This window comes from Polynucleobacter sp. JS-Safj-400b-B2 (assembly GCF_018881975.1).
GTDB lineage: Bacteria > Pseudomonadota > Gammaproteobacteria > Burkholderiales > Burkholderiaceae > Polynucleobacter.
The window spans coordinates 81,532-97,820 of the sequence record NZ_JACVPJ010000002.1 but is presented as its reverse complement, the minus strand read 5'-3'; the positions used below and the strand labels follow the sequence as shown (position 1 = coordinate 97,820).

At 45.6% G+C, this 16,289-nt stretch carries 22 protein-coding genes; 10 read left to right on the top strand and 12 right to left on the bottom strand.

Features of this window, described 5'->3' with window-relative positions:
* Positions 1-11 precede the first annotated feature (11 nt).
* From ICN48_RS02450 to trmB, 3 genes are read left to right on the top strand one after another with little or no spacing between them, the layout of a single operon-like run.
* Complete coding sequence (locus ICN48_RS02450) at positions 12-473, top strand: DUF2721 domain-containing protein (protein WP_216152173.1); 462 nt, start codon at positions 12-14, stop codon at positions 471-473.
* Between the two features lie 38 nt (positions 474-511).
* Complete coding sequence (locus ICN48_RS02445; protein WP_216152172.1) at positions 512-1,447, top strand: UDP-glucuronic acid decarboxylase family protein; 936 nt, start codon at positions 512-514, stop codon at positions 1,445-1,447.
* A gap of 2 nt (positions 1,448-1,449) precedes the next feature.
* On the top strand, positions 1,450-2,253 hold the full coding sequence (trmB, locus tag ICN48_RS02440) for a tRNA (guanosine(46)-N7)-methyltransferase TrmB (RefSeq protein WP_370624125.1): 804 nt from the start codon (positions 1,450-1,452) through the stop codon (positions 2,251-2,253).
* Between the two features lie 64 nt (positions 2,254-2,317).
* Here the strand turns inward: trmB and ICN48_RS02435 are convergent, their stop codons facing one another.
* From ICN48_RS02435 to ribBA, 4 genes are all read right to left on the bottom strand, one after another.
* Complete coding sequence (locus ICN48_RS02435) at positions 2,318-3,790, bottom strand: NAD-dependent succinate-semialdehyde dehydrogenase (protein WP_216152170.1); 1,473 nt, start codon at positions 3,788-3,790, stop codon at positions 2,318-2,320.
* 123 nt (positions 3,791-3,913) lie between these two features.
* Positions 3,914-4,423, bottom strand: a complete 510-nt coding sequence (gene nusB / locus ICN48_RS02430) for a transcription antitermination factor NusB (protein WP_216152169.1) — start codon at positions 4,421-4,423, stop codon at positions 3,914-3,916.
* Between the two features lie 5 nt (positions 4,424-4,428).
* Positions 4,429-4,941 carry a 6,7-dimethyl-8-ribityllumazine synthase gene (gene ribH, locus ICN48_RS02425; RefSeq protein WP_216152168.1) on the bottom strand — a complete coding sequence of 171 codons (513 nt, stop codon included), beginning with the start codon at positions 4,939-4,941 and terminating at the stop codon, positions 4,429-4,431.
* A gap of 46 nt (positions 4,942-4,987) precedes the next feature.
* Entirely contained in the window at positions 4,988-6,118 is a 1,131-nt protein-coding gene (gene ribBA / locus ICN48_RS02420; protein ID WP_216152167.1) for a bifunctional 3,4-dihydroxy-2-butanone-4-phosphate synthase/GTP cyclohydrolase II, read from the bottom strand.
* Between the two features lie 375 nt (positions 6,119-6,493).
* Here ribBA and ICN48_RS02415 point away from each other — a divergent pair, with 375 nt between their 5' ends.
* The 5 genes from ICN48_RS02415 (at position 6,494) to ICN48_RS02395 (ending at position 9,775) form a co-directional block, all read left to right on the top strand.
* Positions 6,494-7,147: a hypothetical protein gene (locus ICN48_RS02415; protein ID WP_216152166.1), complete on the top strand. Its 654-nt coding sequence runs from the start codon at positions 6,494-6,496 to the stop codon at positions 7,145-7,147.
* A 71-nt stretch (positions 7,148-7,218) separates the two neighbouring features.
* Entirely contained in the window at positions 7,219-7,473 is a 255-nt protein-coding gene (locus tag ICN48_RS02410; protein WP_255539428.1) for a hypothetical protein, read from the top strand.
* Entirely contained in the window at positions 7,466-8,020 is a 555-nt protein-coding gene (locus tag ICN48_RS02405; protein WP_255539427.1) for a Tfp pilus assembly protein FimT/FimU, read from the top strand. The genes ICN48_RS02410 and ICN48_RS02405 overlap by 8 nt, the downstream gene beginning before the upstream one ends.
* 17 nt (positions 8,021-8,037) lie before the next feature.
* A complete protein-coding gene (gene ribD, locus ICN48_RS02400) occupies positions 8,038-9,153 on the top strand; it encodes a bifunctional diaminohydroxyphosphoribosylaminopyrimidine deaminase/5-amino-6-(5-phosphoribosylamino)uracil reductase RibD (RefSeq protein WP_216152164.1) in 1,116 nt (371 codons plus the stop codon).
* 10 nt (positions 9,154-9,163) lie between these two features.
* A complete protein-coding gene (locus ICN48_RS02395) occupies positions 9,164-9,775 on the top strand; it encodes a riboflavin synthase (protein WP_216152163.1) in 612 nt (203 codons plus the stop codon).
* Here the strand turns inward: ICN48_RS02395 and ICN48_RS02390 are convergent.
* Entirely contained in the window at positions 9,772-10,017 is a 246-nt protein-coding gene (locus ICN48_RS02390; RefSeq protein WP_216152162.1) for a type II toxin-antitoxin system prevent-host-death family antitoxin, read from the bottom strand. The genes ICN48_RS02395 and ICN48_RS02390 overlap by 4 nt on opposite strands.
* 93 nt (positions 10,018-10,110) lie before the next feature.
* On the opposite strand from ICN48_RS02390, the gene ICN48_RS02385 reads away from it, so the two are divergent.
* On the top strand, positions 10,111-10,416 hold the full coding sequence (locus ICN48_RS02385; RefSeq protein ID WP_216152161.1) for a type II toxin-antitoxin system HigB family toxin: 306 nt from the start codon (positions 10,111-10,113) through the stop codon (positions 10,414-10,416).
* Complete coding sequence (locus ICN48_RS02380) at positions 10,413-10,799, top strand: type II toxin-antitoxin system HigA family antitoxin (RefSeq protein ID WP_216152160.1); 387 nt, start codon at positions 10,413-10,415, stop codon at positions 10,797-10,799. The genes ICN48_RS02385 and ICN48_RS02380 overlap by 4 nt, the downstream gene beginning before the upstream one ends.
* Before the next feature lie 5 nt (positions 10,800-10,804).
* Here ICN48_RS02380 and queC read toward each other — a convergent pair whose 3' ends face one another.
* From queC to tolQ, 7 genes are all read right to left on the bottom strand, one after another.
* Positions 10,805-11,548, bottom strand: coding sequence for a 7-cyano-7-deazaguanine synthase QueC (queC, locus tag ICN48_RS02375; protein ID WP_216152159.1), 744 nt, complete (start codon positions 11,546-11,548; stop codon positions 10,805-10,807).
* A gap of 10 nt (positions 11,549-11,558) precedes the next feature.
* A complete protein-coding gene (gene ybgF, locus ICN48_RS02370) occupies positions 11,559-12,290 on the bottom strand; it encodes a tol-pal system protein YbgF (RefSeq protein WP_216152158.1) in 732 nt (243 codons plus the stop codon).
* Positions 12,291-12,797, bottom strand: a complete 507-nt coding sequence (gene pal / locus ICN48_RS02365) for a peptidoglycan-associated lipoprotein Pal (protein ID WP_216152157.1) — start codon at positions 12,795-12,797, stop codon at positions 12,291-12,293.
* Positions 12,798-12,939: 142 nt separating this feature from the next.
* A complete protein-coding gene (gene tolB / locus ICN48_RS02360) occupies positions 12,940-14,262 on the bottom strand; it encodes a Tol-Pal system beta propeller repeat protein TolB (RefSeq protein ID WP_216152156.1) in 1,323 nt (440 codons plus the stop codon).
* A 3-nt stretch (positions 14,263-14,265) separates the two neighbouring features.
* Positions 14,266-15,096 carry a cell envelope integrity protein TolA gene (locus tag ICN48_RS02355; RefSeq protein WP_216152155.1) on the bottom strand — a complete coding sequence of 277 codons (831 nt, stop codon included), beginning with the start codon at positions 15,094-15,096 and terminating at the stop codon, positions 14,266-14,268.
* Positions 15,097-15,119: 23 nt separating this feature from the next.
* Complete coding sequence (gene tolR / locus ICN48_RS02350) at positions 15,120-15,539, bottom strand: protein TolR (RefSeq protein WP_216152154.1); 420 nt, start codon at positions 15,537-15,539, stop codon at positions 15,120-15,122.
* A gap of 36 nt (positions 15,540-15,575) precedes the next feature.
* On the bottom strand, positions 15,576-16,232 hold the full coding sequence (tolQ, locus tag ICN48_RS02345) for a protein TolQ (protein WP_215359106.1): 657 nt from the start codon (positions 16,230-16,232) through the stop codon (positions 15,576-15,578).
* Between the last annotated feature and the right edge of the window lie 57 nt (positions 16,233-16,289).

Genomic DNA, 16,289 nt, shown 5'->3' with positions numbered 1-16,289 from the left:
CGGAATTTAATATGGATGTATCAATAGACGCAATTACCAATAATATTCAGCTGGCACTTGCCCCTGTATTTTTGTTAACTGCTGTAGCCACTTTGATTAATGCGATTTCTGGACGCTTAGCCCGTTCGGTTGATCGCATGCGCGCAATTCGGCATTCTATTGATAGGGGAGAGGTAAAAGATGCTGTGCTTTTGCAGCATATGAACAAAGAGGCTGATGAAGCTCAAATTCGGGGTCGTCTTTGTACTGCCGCTATCTTTTTTGACGTGCTTAGCGGTGTATTTATTTCCTTGACGGTTCTTGAGCTGTTTTTCTTTCAAGCGGGTGCAGTGCGTTCACTACAGACAGCTTATGTCATTTGGACATTTGTACTGGGCCTCATATTTTTTATGACATCTTTATCAATTGTATTGACTGAAGTTGTCTATGCTTACCGATCAGCTGGCTGGAATACTCCAAAAAAAGGTAAATAGCTGCTTGATTAAATTTTACCTTCTATAAAAGATCAAATATGAACAAAATCCTCATCACTGGCGGCGCTGGCTTCTTGGGTTCTCACCTAACCGAGAAACTCCTTAAAGAGGGAAATGATGTCTTGGTAGTGGATAACTATTTCACAGGTACTAAAGAGAACTTAGCGCATTTATTGCCCAATTCTCGTTTAGAGCTGATGCGTCACGATGTCACCTTCCCGCTCTATGTAGAAACCAATCAGATCTATAACCTGGCTTGCCCAGCTTCGCCAGTGCACTATCAATATGATCCTGTGCAAACTACTAAGACTAGTGTGCACGGCGCTATTAATATGCTCGGTCTAGCTAAGAGAACGAGAGCTCGTATTTTGCAAGCCTCTACGAGTGAGGTCTATGGTGACCCCGAAGTGCATCCACAGCCAGAAGAGTACTGGGGTAGGGTGAACCCGATTGGTATTCGCTCTTGCTATGACGAAGGCAAACGCTGTGCCGAAACCCTCTTTTTTGATTACCACCGCCAGCACAACTTAGATATCAAAGTCGTACGCATCTTTAATACCTATGGCCCACGCATGCATCCTAATGATGGCCGTGTGGTGAGTAATTTCATTGTGCAAGCATTGCAAGGCAAAGACATCACCATTTATGGTGATGGCCAGCAAACCCGCAGCTTTTGCTATGTCGATGACTTAATCGATGCCATGGTAGCCATGATGAACTCAGAAGAGGGTTTTACAGGGCCAGTCAATATTGGCAACCCTGGTGAGTTCACGATGCTCCAGTTAGCCGAGACCATTCTCAAGCTCTCTGGTAGCAAATCGAAGATCATTCATCAGCCATTGCCATCGGATGATCCCAAGCAGCGTCAGCCCAATATCGAGCTAGCAAAAGCAAAGCTTGGCTGGGAGCCTAAGGTCAATTTAGAGGATGGCCTTAAAGAGACGATTGCTTACTTTAAGAAGGTTGTTGGTTAGTGGTGGTTGAAAGCAATACTTCTGGGAGGCGCTTTGATGAGCGTATTCGCTCCTTTGTATTAAGAGCTGGTAGAACTACCGCTGGTCAGCAACGTGCCATTGAAGAATTAGGCCCTCAGTTTTTAGTTCCATATCAATCCTCCAATCTCAATCTAATAGAGGCGTTCCAGGGCTCAAACAAGCCAAAGATTCTGGAGATAGGCTTTGGCATGGGCGAGACTACTGCCAAGATCGCCGCCTTAAGGTCGGATGATGATTTTTTAGCAATCGAGGTTCATCCTCCAGGCGTCGGAGCCTTGCTAAAACTCATTGGTGAAAACCAGCTGAGTAATCTCAGACTCATTCGCCACGATGCTGTTGAGGTTTTGGAAAATATGATTGCTCCAGATTCTTTGGATGGTATTCATATTTACTTTGCCGACCCTTGGCATAAGAGGCGTCATCACAAGCGTCGTCTAATCCAGGCTGAGTTAGTGAAGTTGTTGGTCTCTAGATTGAAGCCCGGCGCATATTTGCATTTAGCAACTGATTGGCATAACTATGCTGAGCAAATGCTCTTAGTCCTCAATGCAGAATCTACTTTACAAAATACTTCTAGCGAATTTGTGAAGGTGGAAACTTTTACCCCTGAAGATATTGCTAAGCCTGGTGAGGTTTGTAATGAATTTAAACCCACTCTTGAACAGATCAATGCTCAGCATCCGGGTTATGTGGTGCGACCAGGCTATCGCCCAGTCACCAAATTTGAGAACCGTGGCATCAAGCTAGGCCATGGTGTTTGGGACTTGGTTTATAAAAAGAAATAGAAAATGAAGAAACTAAGGTGCTAAGAAAAAATCAAGCACCTTTTAGACTCATAGGTTCATAGGCTCATAGACCTACGCAGACGTATTTCATTTCGAGGTATTCATCCATGCCGTAGACGCTGCCTTCACGCCCGAGACCGGATTGCTTGATACCGCCAAAGGGGGCTACCTCATTAGAGATTAATCCCGTATTAACGCCCACCATGCCGTATTCCAGTGCTTCAGCTACTTTCCAAACGCGGCCAATGTCACGGCTGTAAAAATAGGACGCCAGACCAAACTGACTGCTGTTTGCGAGCTTGATAACTTCTTCGTCACTCTCAAATGGAATAATCGGCGCTATCGGACCAAAGGTTTCCTCATAGGTAATCAGCATTTGACTGTTTACATTGGCGAGGATGGTCGGTTCATAAAAGTTCTTACCTTCAATCGACTGTTTGCCGCCAGTCACTAGTGTTGCACCCTTGCTGAGAGCATCTGCAACATGTTTCTTTACTTTATCAAGGGCAGCAGTTTCAATCAGGGGGCCTTGAGTAACACCGGCATCCATGCCGTTACCAACTTTAATAATGGCAAGCGCTTTGGCAAACTTTTCAACAAACTGATCATGTACTTTTTTATGAACATAAAAGCGGTTTGCACATACACAGGTTTGGCCTGAGTTTCTAAACTTCGAAGCCATGGCACCACTAACTGCAGCATCAATGTCAGCATCTTCAAAGACGATAAACGGTGCGTGTCCGCCTAACTCAAGAGCGAGCTTCTTAACAGTAGGGGCGCACTGTTCCATCAGAATGCGCCCAACTTCTGTGGAGCCTGTGAAAGACAGGTGGCGTACTGTAGGAGAAGAGCATAGGGTTTTGCCTATAACAATCGATTGATCCGCATCAGCAGTCACAATATTGATCACCCCATCCGGAATACCCGCACGCTTGGCAAGTTCGGCAAGAGCCAATGCGGATAGCGGAGTCAATTCAGCAGGTTTAATCACAATTGTGCAGCCAGCAGCTAATGCAGGTGCAATCTTGCGGGTAATCATGGCAATCGGAAAGTTCCACGGAGTAATAGCTACGCAGACACCTATCGGTTGCTTCAAAACCATCAGGCGCTTATCGCTCCAGGTGGTTCCTAAAATTGAACCCTCTACACGTTTCGCTTCTTCAGCAAACCACTCTACAAAAGAGGCCCCATAAATGACTTCACCAGCAGCTTCAGCCAAAGGCTTGCCTTGCTCAAGCGTCATCAGCTTTGCAAGGTCTTGCGTATTTTCAATGATGAGATCAAACCAATTGCGCATGATCGAGGCGCGTTCTTTAGCTAGTTTGCTGCGCCATGCTGGCAGAGCTTTTTCTGCTGCAGCGATAGCTTGTTCAGCATCATGGGTTTCTAAGTTAGCAACGTTAGCAATAATTTCATCAGTCGCTGGGTTGCTTACTGCAAAAGTCTTTTTTGAATCAATCCATTTGCCATCGATAAAAGCGTCTTCTCTAAAAAGACTGGAATCTTTGAGTTGGCTGCGGATATCTACTTTTTGCATGATCTATTGCCCTGTTCTTACTCTGTAATCGATGCAGATCATTTTATCCCCCTATAAATAAAAAAGCCTCCAAGCCGTTTGAGCTTGAAGGCAGATATTGTGGGCTGCTAATTTGAGGGTTATTTAGCTTGCCTGAGTTTCCGTGGTTCGCAGTTTCTGGGCTAGTAGGTCTAATACGCCGTTCACATACTTATGGCCATCTGTGCCACCAAAGGTTTTGGCAAGCTCTACCGCTTCATTGATTGCCACTTTGTAGGGCACTGAGAGGTCTATGGCTAGCTCATATGCGCCAATGAGTAGCGCTGCGTGTTCTACAGGAGAAAGCTCATTAATCGGGCGATCTAGGGCCGGGGTGATGATAGCCTCTAATTCATCGGTGCGAGCTAATACACCATCAAAGATGCCCTGAAAGAGCTCGAGTTGACAGCGACGGAATGCAGGATCTTCGGCAAGTTGTTTGGCAATTGCGGCGCCATTCGGAATGCTGCCGGCACGACGCATCACAAGACTTTGATAAACACCTTGAAGGGCGTACTCACGAGCGCGACGACGTGGCGTCAGTGAACGCTTTGGTGCTGGCTTTAATTCTTTACTAGCTTGCGGATTGAGTGGATTCTGGCTAGATGTAGGCATGCGAATTATTCTTCTTCACTCGAGTTGATTTCGATATCGATATCAGGGGTCAATGCCAAGGCTAAGTTCGCCATTTCTACTACCGCTTGAGCGCATTCCGCACCTTTAACCTGAACACGCACAAGCGCTTGCTCATCGGTGTCACAAGTGAGTACACCATTAGCGATTGGCAATCCAGAGTCAATAGAGATGCGTGTAATGCCAGCAGCAGACTCATTAGAGACCAGCTCAAAGTGGTATGTCTCGCCGCGGATCACAGCACCAAGGGCAACCAAACCATCAAACTCGCCGGTCTCAACTAGCTTTTGCAGTGCAAAGGGAATCTCAAGTGCCCCAGGTACGGTCACGAGCTTGATATCGGATTGACTAACGCCAAGAGAGATGAGCTCATTAATGCAAGAGTTCGTTAGGGCAACGCAATGATCTTCATTAAAACGAGCCTGTACAACGCCAATACGTAAATCCTGGCCGTTAAGATCTATTTCTAATACGCCTACAAAGTCATTAGTGCTAGTCATGTCAATTTTCTAAAGTTATTTAATACAGTGATGATTGTCAGATTTGTTAGGAAGTGTAGGGCTTATAGCCTGTCACTTCGAGCTTATAACCAGACAGACTTGGAACAGGGCTTGGATTGGCTAGTAAACGCATTTTGCCTACGCCGATATCTTTTAATATTTGGGCGCCAATACCGTAGCTTCTGAAATCGGTTTTTCTGGCCAAAGGCTTCTTGGCTTCTTCATGGGATTGATTTAGTTTCTGGAACTGCGCCAACCAATCTTGATCATTTGGAGCGGCGATGCCAGAGGCATTGAGAAGTACTGCAACACCAGTCGATGAAGAGGCAATCTCCTCCAAAGCTTTAGCAAGTGGCCAAGAATGGGTGCTGACGTTAGAGTCTAGGAAATCTAAGACGGTAACTGGCTCATGCACACGCACCAAGGTTTCTTGAGCTTCAGAAGGTTTGCCATGCACCAATGCAATATGAATGCATGAGCTTGGAGTATCGCGATAAATAATGCCTTGGAATTTCCCCCAAGGTGTGATGAATTCTCTACTACCCTCGCGCATCACAATACTTTCATGCTGGCTGCGGTATTGAATAAGGTCTGCAATGCTGCCAATTTTTAATTGATGCTCTTCTGCAAATTCAAGAAGATCTGGAAGGCGCGCCATGCTGCCATCGTCTTTCATGATTTCGCAAATTACCGAAGTAGGTGAGCATCCTGCCATTGCTGCTAAGTCACAGCCCGCTTCAGTATGGCCAGAGCGAATGAGTACGCCACCAGGTTGCGCCATCAATGGGAAGATATGTCCAGGTTGAACTAAATCACTAGGCTTGGCATTTGGTGCTACGGCAGTTTTAATAGTAAGGGCGCGATCGGCTGCTGAGATTCCAGTAGTTACCCCAGTTGCTGCCTCAATAGATACCGTGAAATTAGTTTGCATAGACGTGCCGTTATCACGCACCATCAGTGGAAGGTTCAATTGTTGGCAGCGCTCACGTGTCAAAGTTAGGCAAATCAAGCCGCGCCCATGTTTTGCCATGAAATTCACGGCTTCTGGAGTGACATGATCGGCAGCAAGGACTAAATCACCTTCATTCTCACGATCTTCTTCATCGACGAGAATCACCATTTTTCCGGCGCGGAGCTCGGCAATGATTTCTTCGGTGGAGGCAAGGGTATTTGGCATAGCCCTCTATTTTAAGCGCAGGACCTACTTGTTGGTTACTCCTACTGCAATATCCCATCTTTCTGACGGCAAGAGCCTTAGATAGAAGTTTCAACTCCTGAGCCCGCCTTTGAAAATGGGCGATGCCTCCTAAAAAGCGATTGAACTCAGGACTCGGCCCTCGGAATTGCCAGGGATTCATCTTGCTGGAGGTTTTGGTGGCTATGAGCATGATTTTGGGGGTCTGGATGGCCTCGGCAGGAGTCTATCAGCGTCTTGCTTTAAACCTAGTCCAACAAGAGGCTAAAAGATCGCAATTGCGAAAGGAATTGGATGTCTTTGAAACACAAGAACAAGTTAGAGCGAATTCCTATTTATCTAGCAAAACTTTAATCAATGAGCCTGCTCGAATGCCTAGTCGGAATCGCTCTGTGCGCACTACTACTCAATCCGTTGCTAAAAACCAGCGCTGATTTAGTTATCAAGCAAATTGAGTTTGAAAAAACACAATTATTAATCTCAGAAGCAGACCGTGCCTTCGAGCTGATTGGTCGCGCTATTCGCATGGCTGGCTATCGCAATATTCAAAATACACAAATCAGAAGCCAAACTTCAGGACACAAAGCAAATGCAATTCTATTTCTTGAAGTAAATAAAAAATCAGGATTTCGAGGATCTGATGCTTTGACTATCCGTCATGAATTATCAGATGGAGTAGATTTTGATTGTATTGGTAATGCGTTAACAAAAGATCGCACTAAAAATAATTTAGCTATGCAAGGTTTCTTGGTCGATCGTCAAGCGGGAGTTCCAAAAGGTCAAAAAGTAAATGGTGGCTCGCTGATATGTCAGTCGCTGGATCGTCAGGGACGGATTCAAAATACCACTTTGATGAATGGTATTAATGGACTTTTTATTGAGGAGCTTACTACCCCTCACGCCCAATCTATCAAGCGTCAAAGGCTATTTAAGATCAAGCTGCAAATGACTGACGGGGCCAAGCTCAATGTGGACCTAGAGCGTACTTTTGTGACTAGGAATCTGCTGTGATCTTAGCTTGGGTAATTTCACTGCTCTTACTCTGTTCCTCTTTGGTGACTTATTTAGAGGGGTTGAACGCAATGCGCATCGTGGAAGTAAAAACAATAGAAGTAGCACAAAGAAATTTTATTTCCGCTGAGAACGCGGTATCAGAGTGCGAGAAAAATTTAACAGCGCTTGCTGATCTCAAAGAGAATAGATGTTTTATTCAGTCAGCCGGTAAAAACTATTGGTTGATCTCCAGTAAAGAAAAGCCAGCAATTCAGGTAAGTGTTTTCATTGATGAAAAGACTGGTGTTGCAACTCGCATGAATTGGCGACAAGTATTTGAATAAAGAAAATTCACATTTAGGGTTTAGTCTTTTGGAGTTGATGGCTGTAGTCTTAATTATTGCTATTGCTGCTATGGCGACGATGCCTCTTTTGCAAGAGCAAATAGCAGTTAGAGAAATCGATACTATCGCCAGAAGATTTATTAACCATGCGCACTTTGCTCGTCAGCAAGCGCTTCATTTGGGTCAGCCAGTGCACCTTGTTCCCATTTCTGGTGATCAGTGGGAGGCGGGTTGGGTTGTCAAAAGTGGCTGTATCGGAAAGTATGTGCAACCCGGATGTATTGATAAGCCCTGGTTCACGCAGGCAGGTATTAAGCCTATTTACTTTAAGGGCGGTGGTAAGCAGTTCATTGACCCCCACTCAGGCAAGAAGGGTATTTTATTTAACGCGGCTGGCGCTGCTAAAACGGCTCAAGGTGGGTTTGTGGCCAATAGATTGATCCTGGGGCACAGTCGGAGCCCGGACTTGGAGCGGCAAATGATTCTGGGTAGCGGCGGTCGCTGGCGCATCTGTGATCCTGCGAGAGATGCAAAGCGCTGCCATTGAATGGTTTAATAGACCCCATGTACAGCGCAGTTGACCACCAGTTCATGAGCGAGGCAATAGCCGAGGCTCAAAAAGCACTTTATTTATCCAACCCTAATCCCAGGGTGGGTTGCGTCATCGTTAAAGATGGCCAAGTGATTGGCAAAGGTTTTACACAAAAGGTGGGTAGCTCCCATGCCGAAGTACAAGCTCTGGCTAATACTAAAGCGCTCGGAAATGATCCTATTGGATCAACTATCTATGTAACCCTAGAGCCATGCAATCACACTGGTCGTACACCGCCGTGTGTAGATGCACTAATTGCAGCTAAGCCGGCCACTGTATTTGTAGCGATGTCAGATCCTAATCCGCTGGTTTCCGGTAAAGGCATTGAGCGTTTAAAAGCAGTAGGGATTAATGTTCATTGTGGGCTTATGGAGTTAGAAGCCCATGCTTTAAATCCAGGATTTATTTCACGTATGACTCGAGGTTTACCTTGGGTGCGAATGAAGATTGCCGCAAGTCTTGATGGTAAGACAGCTTTACCTGATGGTCGCAGTCAGTGGATTACTGGACTGCTTGCAAGAGCCGATGGCCATCATTGGCGTGCACAAGCATGTGCCATTGTGACTGGTGTAGGTACTGTTAAAGAGGATGACCCTAGTCTGAATGTACGTGATGCGCAAACCGAACGTCAGCCTTGGCGCATCATCGTTGATTCCAAATTAGAAACACCACTTACTGCAAAGATCCTAGATGGGCTTGATCAATCTGGCGTCATCATTGTTTGCGCCAGTCTAGATGGCTCTGAGATGCAGCAAAAAGCCAAGGCATTTACAGAACGCGGCATTGAAGTAATTGCTATGGCAAACCCCTTTGGTAAGGTCGATCTGCCAAAGCTATTCTCGTATCTGGCCAAAGAGCGTGAGATGAATGAGATTCATGTTGAGGCTGGCTTTAAGCTTAATGGTTCTTTGCTCAGGGAAAACTGCGTAGATGAGTTATTGCTCTACTACGCGCCTTTCTTCATGGGAGATGGTATTGGCATGGCCAATGTTTCACCTCTGAATTCCTTGAATGACAAAGATCAGTGGCAAGTCATTGATCACACTCTCTTTGGCTCCGATCTTCGACTACGTTTAATTAAGAATTAAAATTACATCTATGTTTACTGGAATCATTACCGCAGTTGGTCAAATTAAAAGCGCTCAAGCAAAAGGCGATGGCTTGTATTTAGTTGTTGAAGTTCCAACAGGCTATCTGGATGATGTTGCCTTAGGTGACAGTATTGCGATTCAGGGTGCTTGCATGACAGCCACCCAGCTAACAAATAATTCCTTTGCCCTAGATATCTCTCGTGAGTCCCTCAATAAAACTGTTGGTCTGGATAAAGTTGGCCCAGTTAATCTTGAAAAAGCCATGCGCTTAAATGATCGCCTGGGTGGACATTTGGTGAGCGGGCACGTAGACGGCGTTGGCAAAGTCGCGCACTTTGCACAGGTAGTTAATGATGCTTATGGTTCTTGGTTATTGCGCATTGAGGCGCCGAAAGAACTGGCGCAATACTTGGCTTACAAAGGTTCTATTGTCGTCAATGGCGTATCACTCACCGTCAATCAGACTGAAGACACAGCAAACGCTTGCATCATCGATATCAATATCATTCCACATACCTTAGAAAACACTACGCTAGGTAACTTGAAGCAAGGTGACGCTGTAAATCTAGAAGTGGATCTTATTGCGCGCTATGTGGCGAGGATGCTCAACAAAACTTAAATTTTTATTTTTATAGTTTTGCCACCTTTACGGGCCTTGATGGTTTTTATTAGCGAGGCGTCATCAATTAAATCAAGCAATACTTCATATGCCTTGGCAGGGAAAAGATAGGCCTTAGGTTTATTGCGACTTAAGATGACCACAGGCAGATTTTCTGCAATCTTAATAATCTCTCCGGGATTGCGCCTTAATTCAGTCATGCTAATTGTAGTTTTGATGTGAAGAATGTCTGAAATATTCATCTAGATGGTAATTTTATATTGCTAAAGTCTTAATTGGGATGTGGTTATATAGCCCTACTTGCAATAGTCCCATTTTGGGACTAAAATAGCTCGATGAGAATAATAGCCAAAAAACAGCTAGTTAATTTTTGGCGCACTCATCCCGATGCTGAACAGCAACTAAAGGCTTGGCATGACGAAGTAGCGCATGCAAGTTGGAAAAGGCCGCAGGATATAAAGAATCAGTATAGAAATGCGAGTTTTATTGCAGGTAATAGAGTTGTCTTTAATATCAAAGGAAATAACTACCGTTTAGTAGTAGCGGTTGCCTATAGTTTTGGGGCGGTATATGTGAAATTTATTGGTAGCCATGCTGCATACGATCGAATTGATGCTTGCACAGTTCAGCCGGAGGAATGATGAAAGAATTAAAACCTATTCGTAATAAGCTTGAATATAAAGAGGCTCTAGCTCAAGCGTCTTACTATTTCGATCACGAGCCAAAATCTGGAACTAAGGATGGGGATAGATTTGAGATCCTCCTAATGCTTATAGAGGCTTACGAGAGCAAGCACTATGCGATTCTTCCGCCCGATCCAATTGAGGCAATTAAATTTAGAATGGAGCAATCTGGCCTGAGCCCAAAGGATTTGCAGCCGATGATCGGTGGCTTAAATCGCGTATATGAGATCTTAAATCGCAAACGCCCACTTACATTGAAAATGATTTGGAGACTGCACTCAATGTTAGGAATCCCCGCCGATAGTCTAATTCAGCAGGATGATGAGCTGCGCGCAGCTTAATATCGCTAATACTTTTTTTGATAGCGAGTAGGATCGCTCACATTAGCTTGCTTAAAGCCTGCCTGCCTTAGGCGGCAAGACTCACATTCTCCACAGGCTTCACCCAAATCATTTGCTTGGTAGCAAGAAACGGTTTGGGAGTAATCCACGCCTAGAGTGCTGCCCAGTTGAATGATTTCGGCTTTAGTGAGGCTGATGATCGGTGCGTGTACCCGAAAGCGATTCGCATCATTGATCGCCTCTACACCCGCCTTGGTAGCTAGGTTGGCCATATGTTCAAAAGAGGCTACATATTCTGGTCGGCAATCAGGATAGCCTGAGTAATCCACTGCATTAGCGCCATAGAAAACATCGAGACCACCTAATGATTCTGCCCAGCCCAATGCAAGTGATAGCAAGATCGTATTGCGTGCTGGTACATAAGTGATGGGAATTTCTTGATCTTTCCCAGGGGTAATGGGAACTGCGATTGAAGAATCAGTTAAGGCTGATCCCCCAAAGCGGGTGAGATCTAAATTCACTACTTCATGACGAGCAACACCAATTTGTTTGGCAATATGTTTAGCTGCAGCTAATTCAGAGGAGTGACGTTGACCATAGCCAACTGATAATGCATAAGGCGTGTAACCAAGATCTTTAGCAAGTGCTAGTACGGTAGTGGAGTCTAAGCCGCCAGAAAATAAGATGACCGCTGGAGCACCTTTTTTACGAGGCGCCAGCGATTCAAATGCAGCGGACAAATTAGACATGGCTGATGAATTACTTGGTACCAGCAATAAGTTGCTGCGCATCTTTGGCTGCTTCAGTATCTGGATACTTGGCAATAATCTCGCTAAAGGTTTTCTTGGCCGCAGCTTTATTGCCACTCTCTAATTGAGAGTTTCCTAATGTGACCATTGCCGCAGGAACGCGTGGATGATTAGGGAATCTCTTAATCAGACTTTGCAGTTGGCTAATCGCGCCGGAGTAATCTTTATTTGCATATTTGCTGTTCCCGCTCCAGTACAAAGCAAGCGGTAAGTAGGGGCTCTTGGGATATTTGATGGCAAATGCTGTAAATCCTTCGTCAGCCTTTTTGAGATTACCTGCTTGAAATGACTTTAAAGCATCGTCATACGCTTTCTTTTCACCAGGCTGTACTGTGCCGCTCACGCCTTCGATAGTGACGGTGCGTGGCTCAAAGTTACCTAAGCGAGTATCAAGATCTTGGTAGTAAGTCTTCTGACTATTGTTAATATCTTCACCTTGCTTTTCAAGCTCCTCAACCTTGCCACGCAACTCTGCATTCTCAGTTTTGAGTTTGTCAATCTGACCCTGCAACTCAAGCTGGGTGGTTGCTAGAGACTTTCGTAGGTCCAGAATAGCCTTGCGCGCTTCATCATCAGAGAAGAGGGCCCAAGCGCTATTAGAAACGCCTAAACAGATCAGCGCAGCACTTAAACAAAACGCTCGTGAGAGCGTTTGTTTTGCAGAGTAAGAAAGCATCTTCATTTAGTTTGTGATGTAAACAATGTCAGCGCGGCGATTTTCTGCCCAAGCTGCCTCATTGTCACCTTCAGCTTTTGGTTTTTCTTTACCAAAACTAACCGCTTCCATTTGGTCGTCAGAAACACCCATCAAATTCAACGATTTGCGCACAGCATCAGAACGGCGTTGGCCAAGTGCCAAGTTGTATTCAGCAGTACCGCGTTCATCAGTATTGCCTTGAATAATGACTTTCTGCTTAGGGTTGGCTTTTAAGTAGCTTGCGTGAGCAGATAACATTTTTTGGTATTTAGTCTGAACGGTATATTCATCAAAGCCAAAGTACACACTTTTCTCAAAGAGTGGGCTGCTTGGGTCATTCCATGGTTGTGAGCCAAACTTGCCGCTACCGCTACCGTTGCCATTAGCGCCATCTGTGTCATCTAGCTTGACGCTGGAGCATGCCGCCATGAGAAGTGCTGTTGCGCCGATCAGGGCAAATGTCGCTGCGCGACGTGCGATAGAAATCTTCATGAATTTTCCTTTTACCTACGAACTGAATCTATAAATGAATCAATAAATGAATCAATAGACAATATTATGCCCCTAAGAGCATCAAAAGTGACTATTTCAACCCCTAAAAAAGGGTTTAGGTGAGCGTGAGGGTGCCCTTGGCTTAATCCATGAATGGACCCCAGGACGGCTGACGAACATCAGATCCTGGAATGCTGAGTACCTGCTTAGAATTGCCATCCACTGAAACGGCAGCAAGAACGCGTTTGCCACCCACCTTGGTGGAATAGAGGACATAGCGACCATTGGCAGCGAAAGAAGGGGATTCATCGCTAGTGCCATCGGTAAGTGCCTGACCATCACCAGTAGCTAAGTTCAGAATATAGAGGCGATAAGCGCCACCAATATTGGCGATATAAGCTAAATATTTACCATCTGGAGAGATGCGAGGGGATGTCACAAAACCTTGTTTAAAGGTAATGCGCTTGACGCCTTCAGATTGTTCACCTTCAGCACTCATCCGATAGATCTGTGGATTACCACCACGATCGCTAGTGAAGTAGATGTAGCGACCATCAGCAGAATATTGGGGCTCTGTATCAATCGTATTGCCACGAGTTAGGCGATGTAAACCAGTTCCGTCCGCATTGATGCTATAGATCTGGGTGTTGCCATCTTTAGACAATGAGATGGCGAGCTTCTTGCCATCGGGTGACCACGCTGGCGCACTGTTATTTCCCTTTTGATTCGAAAGAGAAATGCGACGACCAGTAGCAAGTTCATGAACATAGATAACTGGTTTTCGATCTTCGAAAGAAACGTAAGCAACTTTCTTGCCATCAGGTGACCATGATGGAGAAATAATTGGCTCGCCACTGTTCATGGCATTGCGAATATTTTGTCCATCCGCATCCGAGATGACTAGGCGATAGCGCTTACCATCCTTGATGACATAGGAGAGGCGGGTAGAGAATACGCCACGCTCGCCCAGTAATTTAAAGATGATGTCATCGGCAATCTTATGGGCTACGGCACGTAAATTATCTGTGCTGGAGTTGAGATTTAAGCCGCCAAGACTTTGAGATTTACGAACATCAAAAAGTTTGTAATGAATATCAAATTGATTGTTGCCAGTTTGTACAACTGAGCCCACTACCAACGCATCGGCGCCACGTGCGGCCCAAGACTTATAGTTTGGCGTACCTTCATCGCTCTCAACGGCATTGCCGTTCTCGGTATTTTTAAAGTAACCACTGCGAGCTAAATCTTGACGAATGATTTCAGTAACGCTGGTGGGTAACTTGTTTTCATCTTTAAAACGCATTACTGCGATTGGATAGAGCGATTGACCTACACCAGTGATTTCAATATTCATCTGCGCCAGCGCAGGTGTTGCCAAGCTAATAAATAGCGCAAATATGACTAAGCCAAAAGAATTCAGTTTTGATGCTTGTTTCTGTATCTGTCTTTTCGCTATGTGCAGCATGCATTAATCCTTGGGTTTGAAAGTCAGTTTTACTTCGCGTTGAGGAATTTTGCCATTGTCGTCTTTCGGCAGGCTTTCTGCGCGAGAGAGGGCAAGTAGTACTGCACGATCCCAGCCGGCATTACCGCTAGAAGACTGGATGCTGGTGCTCAAAATAGCCCCATCTGGAGCAAGGCTTACCAAAACGACTGCTGCAGGGTTACCGCTCACGGATTCTGGATTAAAGACAATTAGAGGCCTAACCTTCTTAATGACTTTGTCGGTCCAGCCTGGGGGGGCGTTGCCACCACCTCCAACTCCACTGCCAACTGTGCCACCACTACCACCTTCGGCACCAGCTGCAGCACGTAAGCGCGCTAATTGATCGGCGCGGACTTTTTCTGCCGCGGCATTGGCTTTGGTTTCTGCTGGCGATACTGCTTTTGGAGCATCAACCTTTTTCGGTGGCTCTTCCTTCTTTGGCTCTTTTTCTTTTGCCTTCTCTTTGGGCGGAGGAGGCTTTACTGTTTTAGGAGTTTCTTTCGCTACCTCTTTTTTGGGGGGCTCTTTCTCAATCATCTTTTTCTTGATCGCGATATCGGCAGCTTCTTCTTTCACTTCTGTTTTAAGTTCTGGCTCAGGAGGTGCCTCAACCTGTGGAGCAGAATCCCAAAGTTCAACTTCAACACCAGAAGAAGTGGAGTTATTCCAGCTAATGCCAATCATCAAAAAAGCAAGCAAACCCAAATGCGCGATCAGTGAGAAAGTAAAGGCGCGTTTAGTGCTTTCAGATTTGGTATATCGACCTCGCTTAAACGGCGAGAGCGATGGCTGAAAAGAGGGTGCGCTATTCATGAGCAGCTATGAAGGCCAAAGCCTTACTGGGTCTTGACCGCAAGGCCAACGCGCTTAACGCCATTCTCTTTGAGCTTGGACATGACCTCCATCACTGTTTCATATTTAATGGATTTATCAGCAGCAATGACGATAGGTTGATCGGCAGATTTTTCTGCTTGTGATCTCGCAAAGGCACCAAGCTCAAATTTATTCAGTGTTTGTGTTGGGTCGCCATCTTTGCGTACGATGACATTTTCGTTTGCATCAATAGTTAAGAAGACGGGTGGCAAAGATTGCACTTTAGCGCCACCAACCGTTGGTAAATTAACAACGCCTGGATTAACCATTGGAGCTGTGACCATGAAGATCACCAGTAATACCAACATCACGTCGATATAGGGAACGACGTTGATGTCAGACATCGCCCGACGTTTGTTTTTACGTAATGTAGATCCGGCCATAATTTTTTTCGCCTATCGATTCACTTATCAGCTCAATCAGCGTCCAGCAGTTTGACGCTGCAAGATATTGGTGAACTCTTCAATAAAAGTTTCGAAACGAATGGAGAGGCGATCGACATCAGTAGCCGATCGGTTGTAAGCAACCACTGCTGGAATCGCTGCAAACAAACCAATCGCTGTTGCGATCAACGCCTCGGCAATACCCGGGGCTACAGCTGAAAGAGTAGCGTTTTGTACATTAGCCAAACCCCGAAAGGAATGCATGATGCCCCAGACAGTACCAAAGAGGCCGATATAAGGCGAGACTGAGCCTACAGATGCTAAGAACGGTAGATTGGCTTCCAGGAGGTCCATTTCGCGCTGGTAGGTGGCTTTCATGGCGCGGCGGGCAGCATCAATCTCGCGACCTTTGTTGAACTCCTGCATCCCAGCCTCAAAAATATGCTCCAGCACGGCATCGCTGCGGGTATTGCGCTGGGCGGCCTCTAGAAGGGTATTGAGGTCTCCACCGGCCCAAAAGTCACGTTCAAAGCGCTCGGTATCCTGGCGGACGCCACGTAAAACAGCGGTTTTCTTGAAAATAATGGTCCAAGAGGCCACGGACATGCTGAGTAATAACAACATTACCAACTGTACTAATAGGCTGGCATTGAGGACTAGGGAGAGGAATGAGAGGTCTTGTGTAGAGGTCATGGTGGATTTTGTATGATGTAGGTAGATTTTACTAAGTTAATTAACGCAGCAATCCAA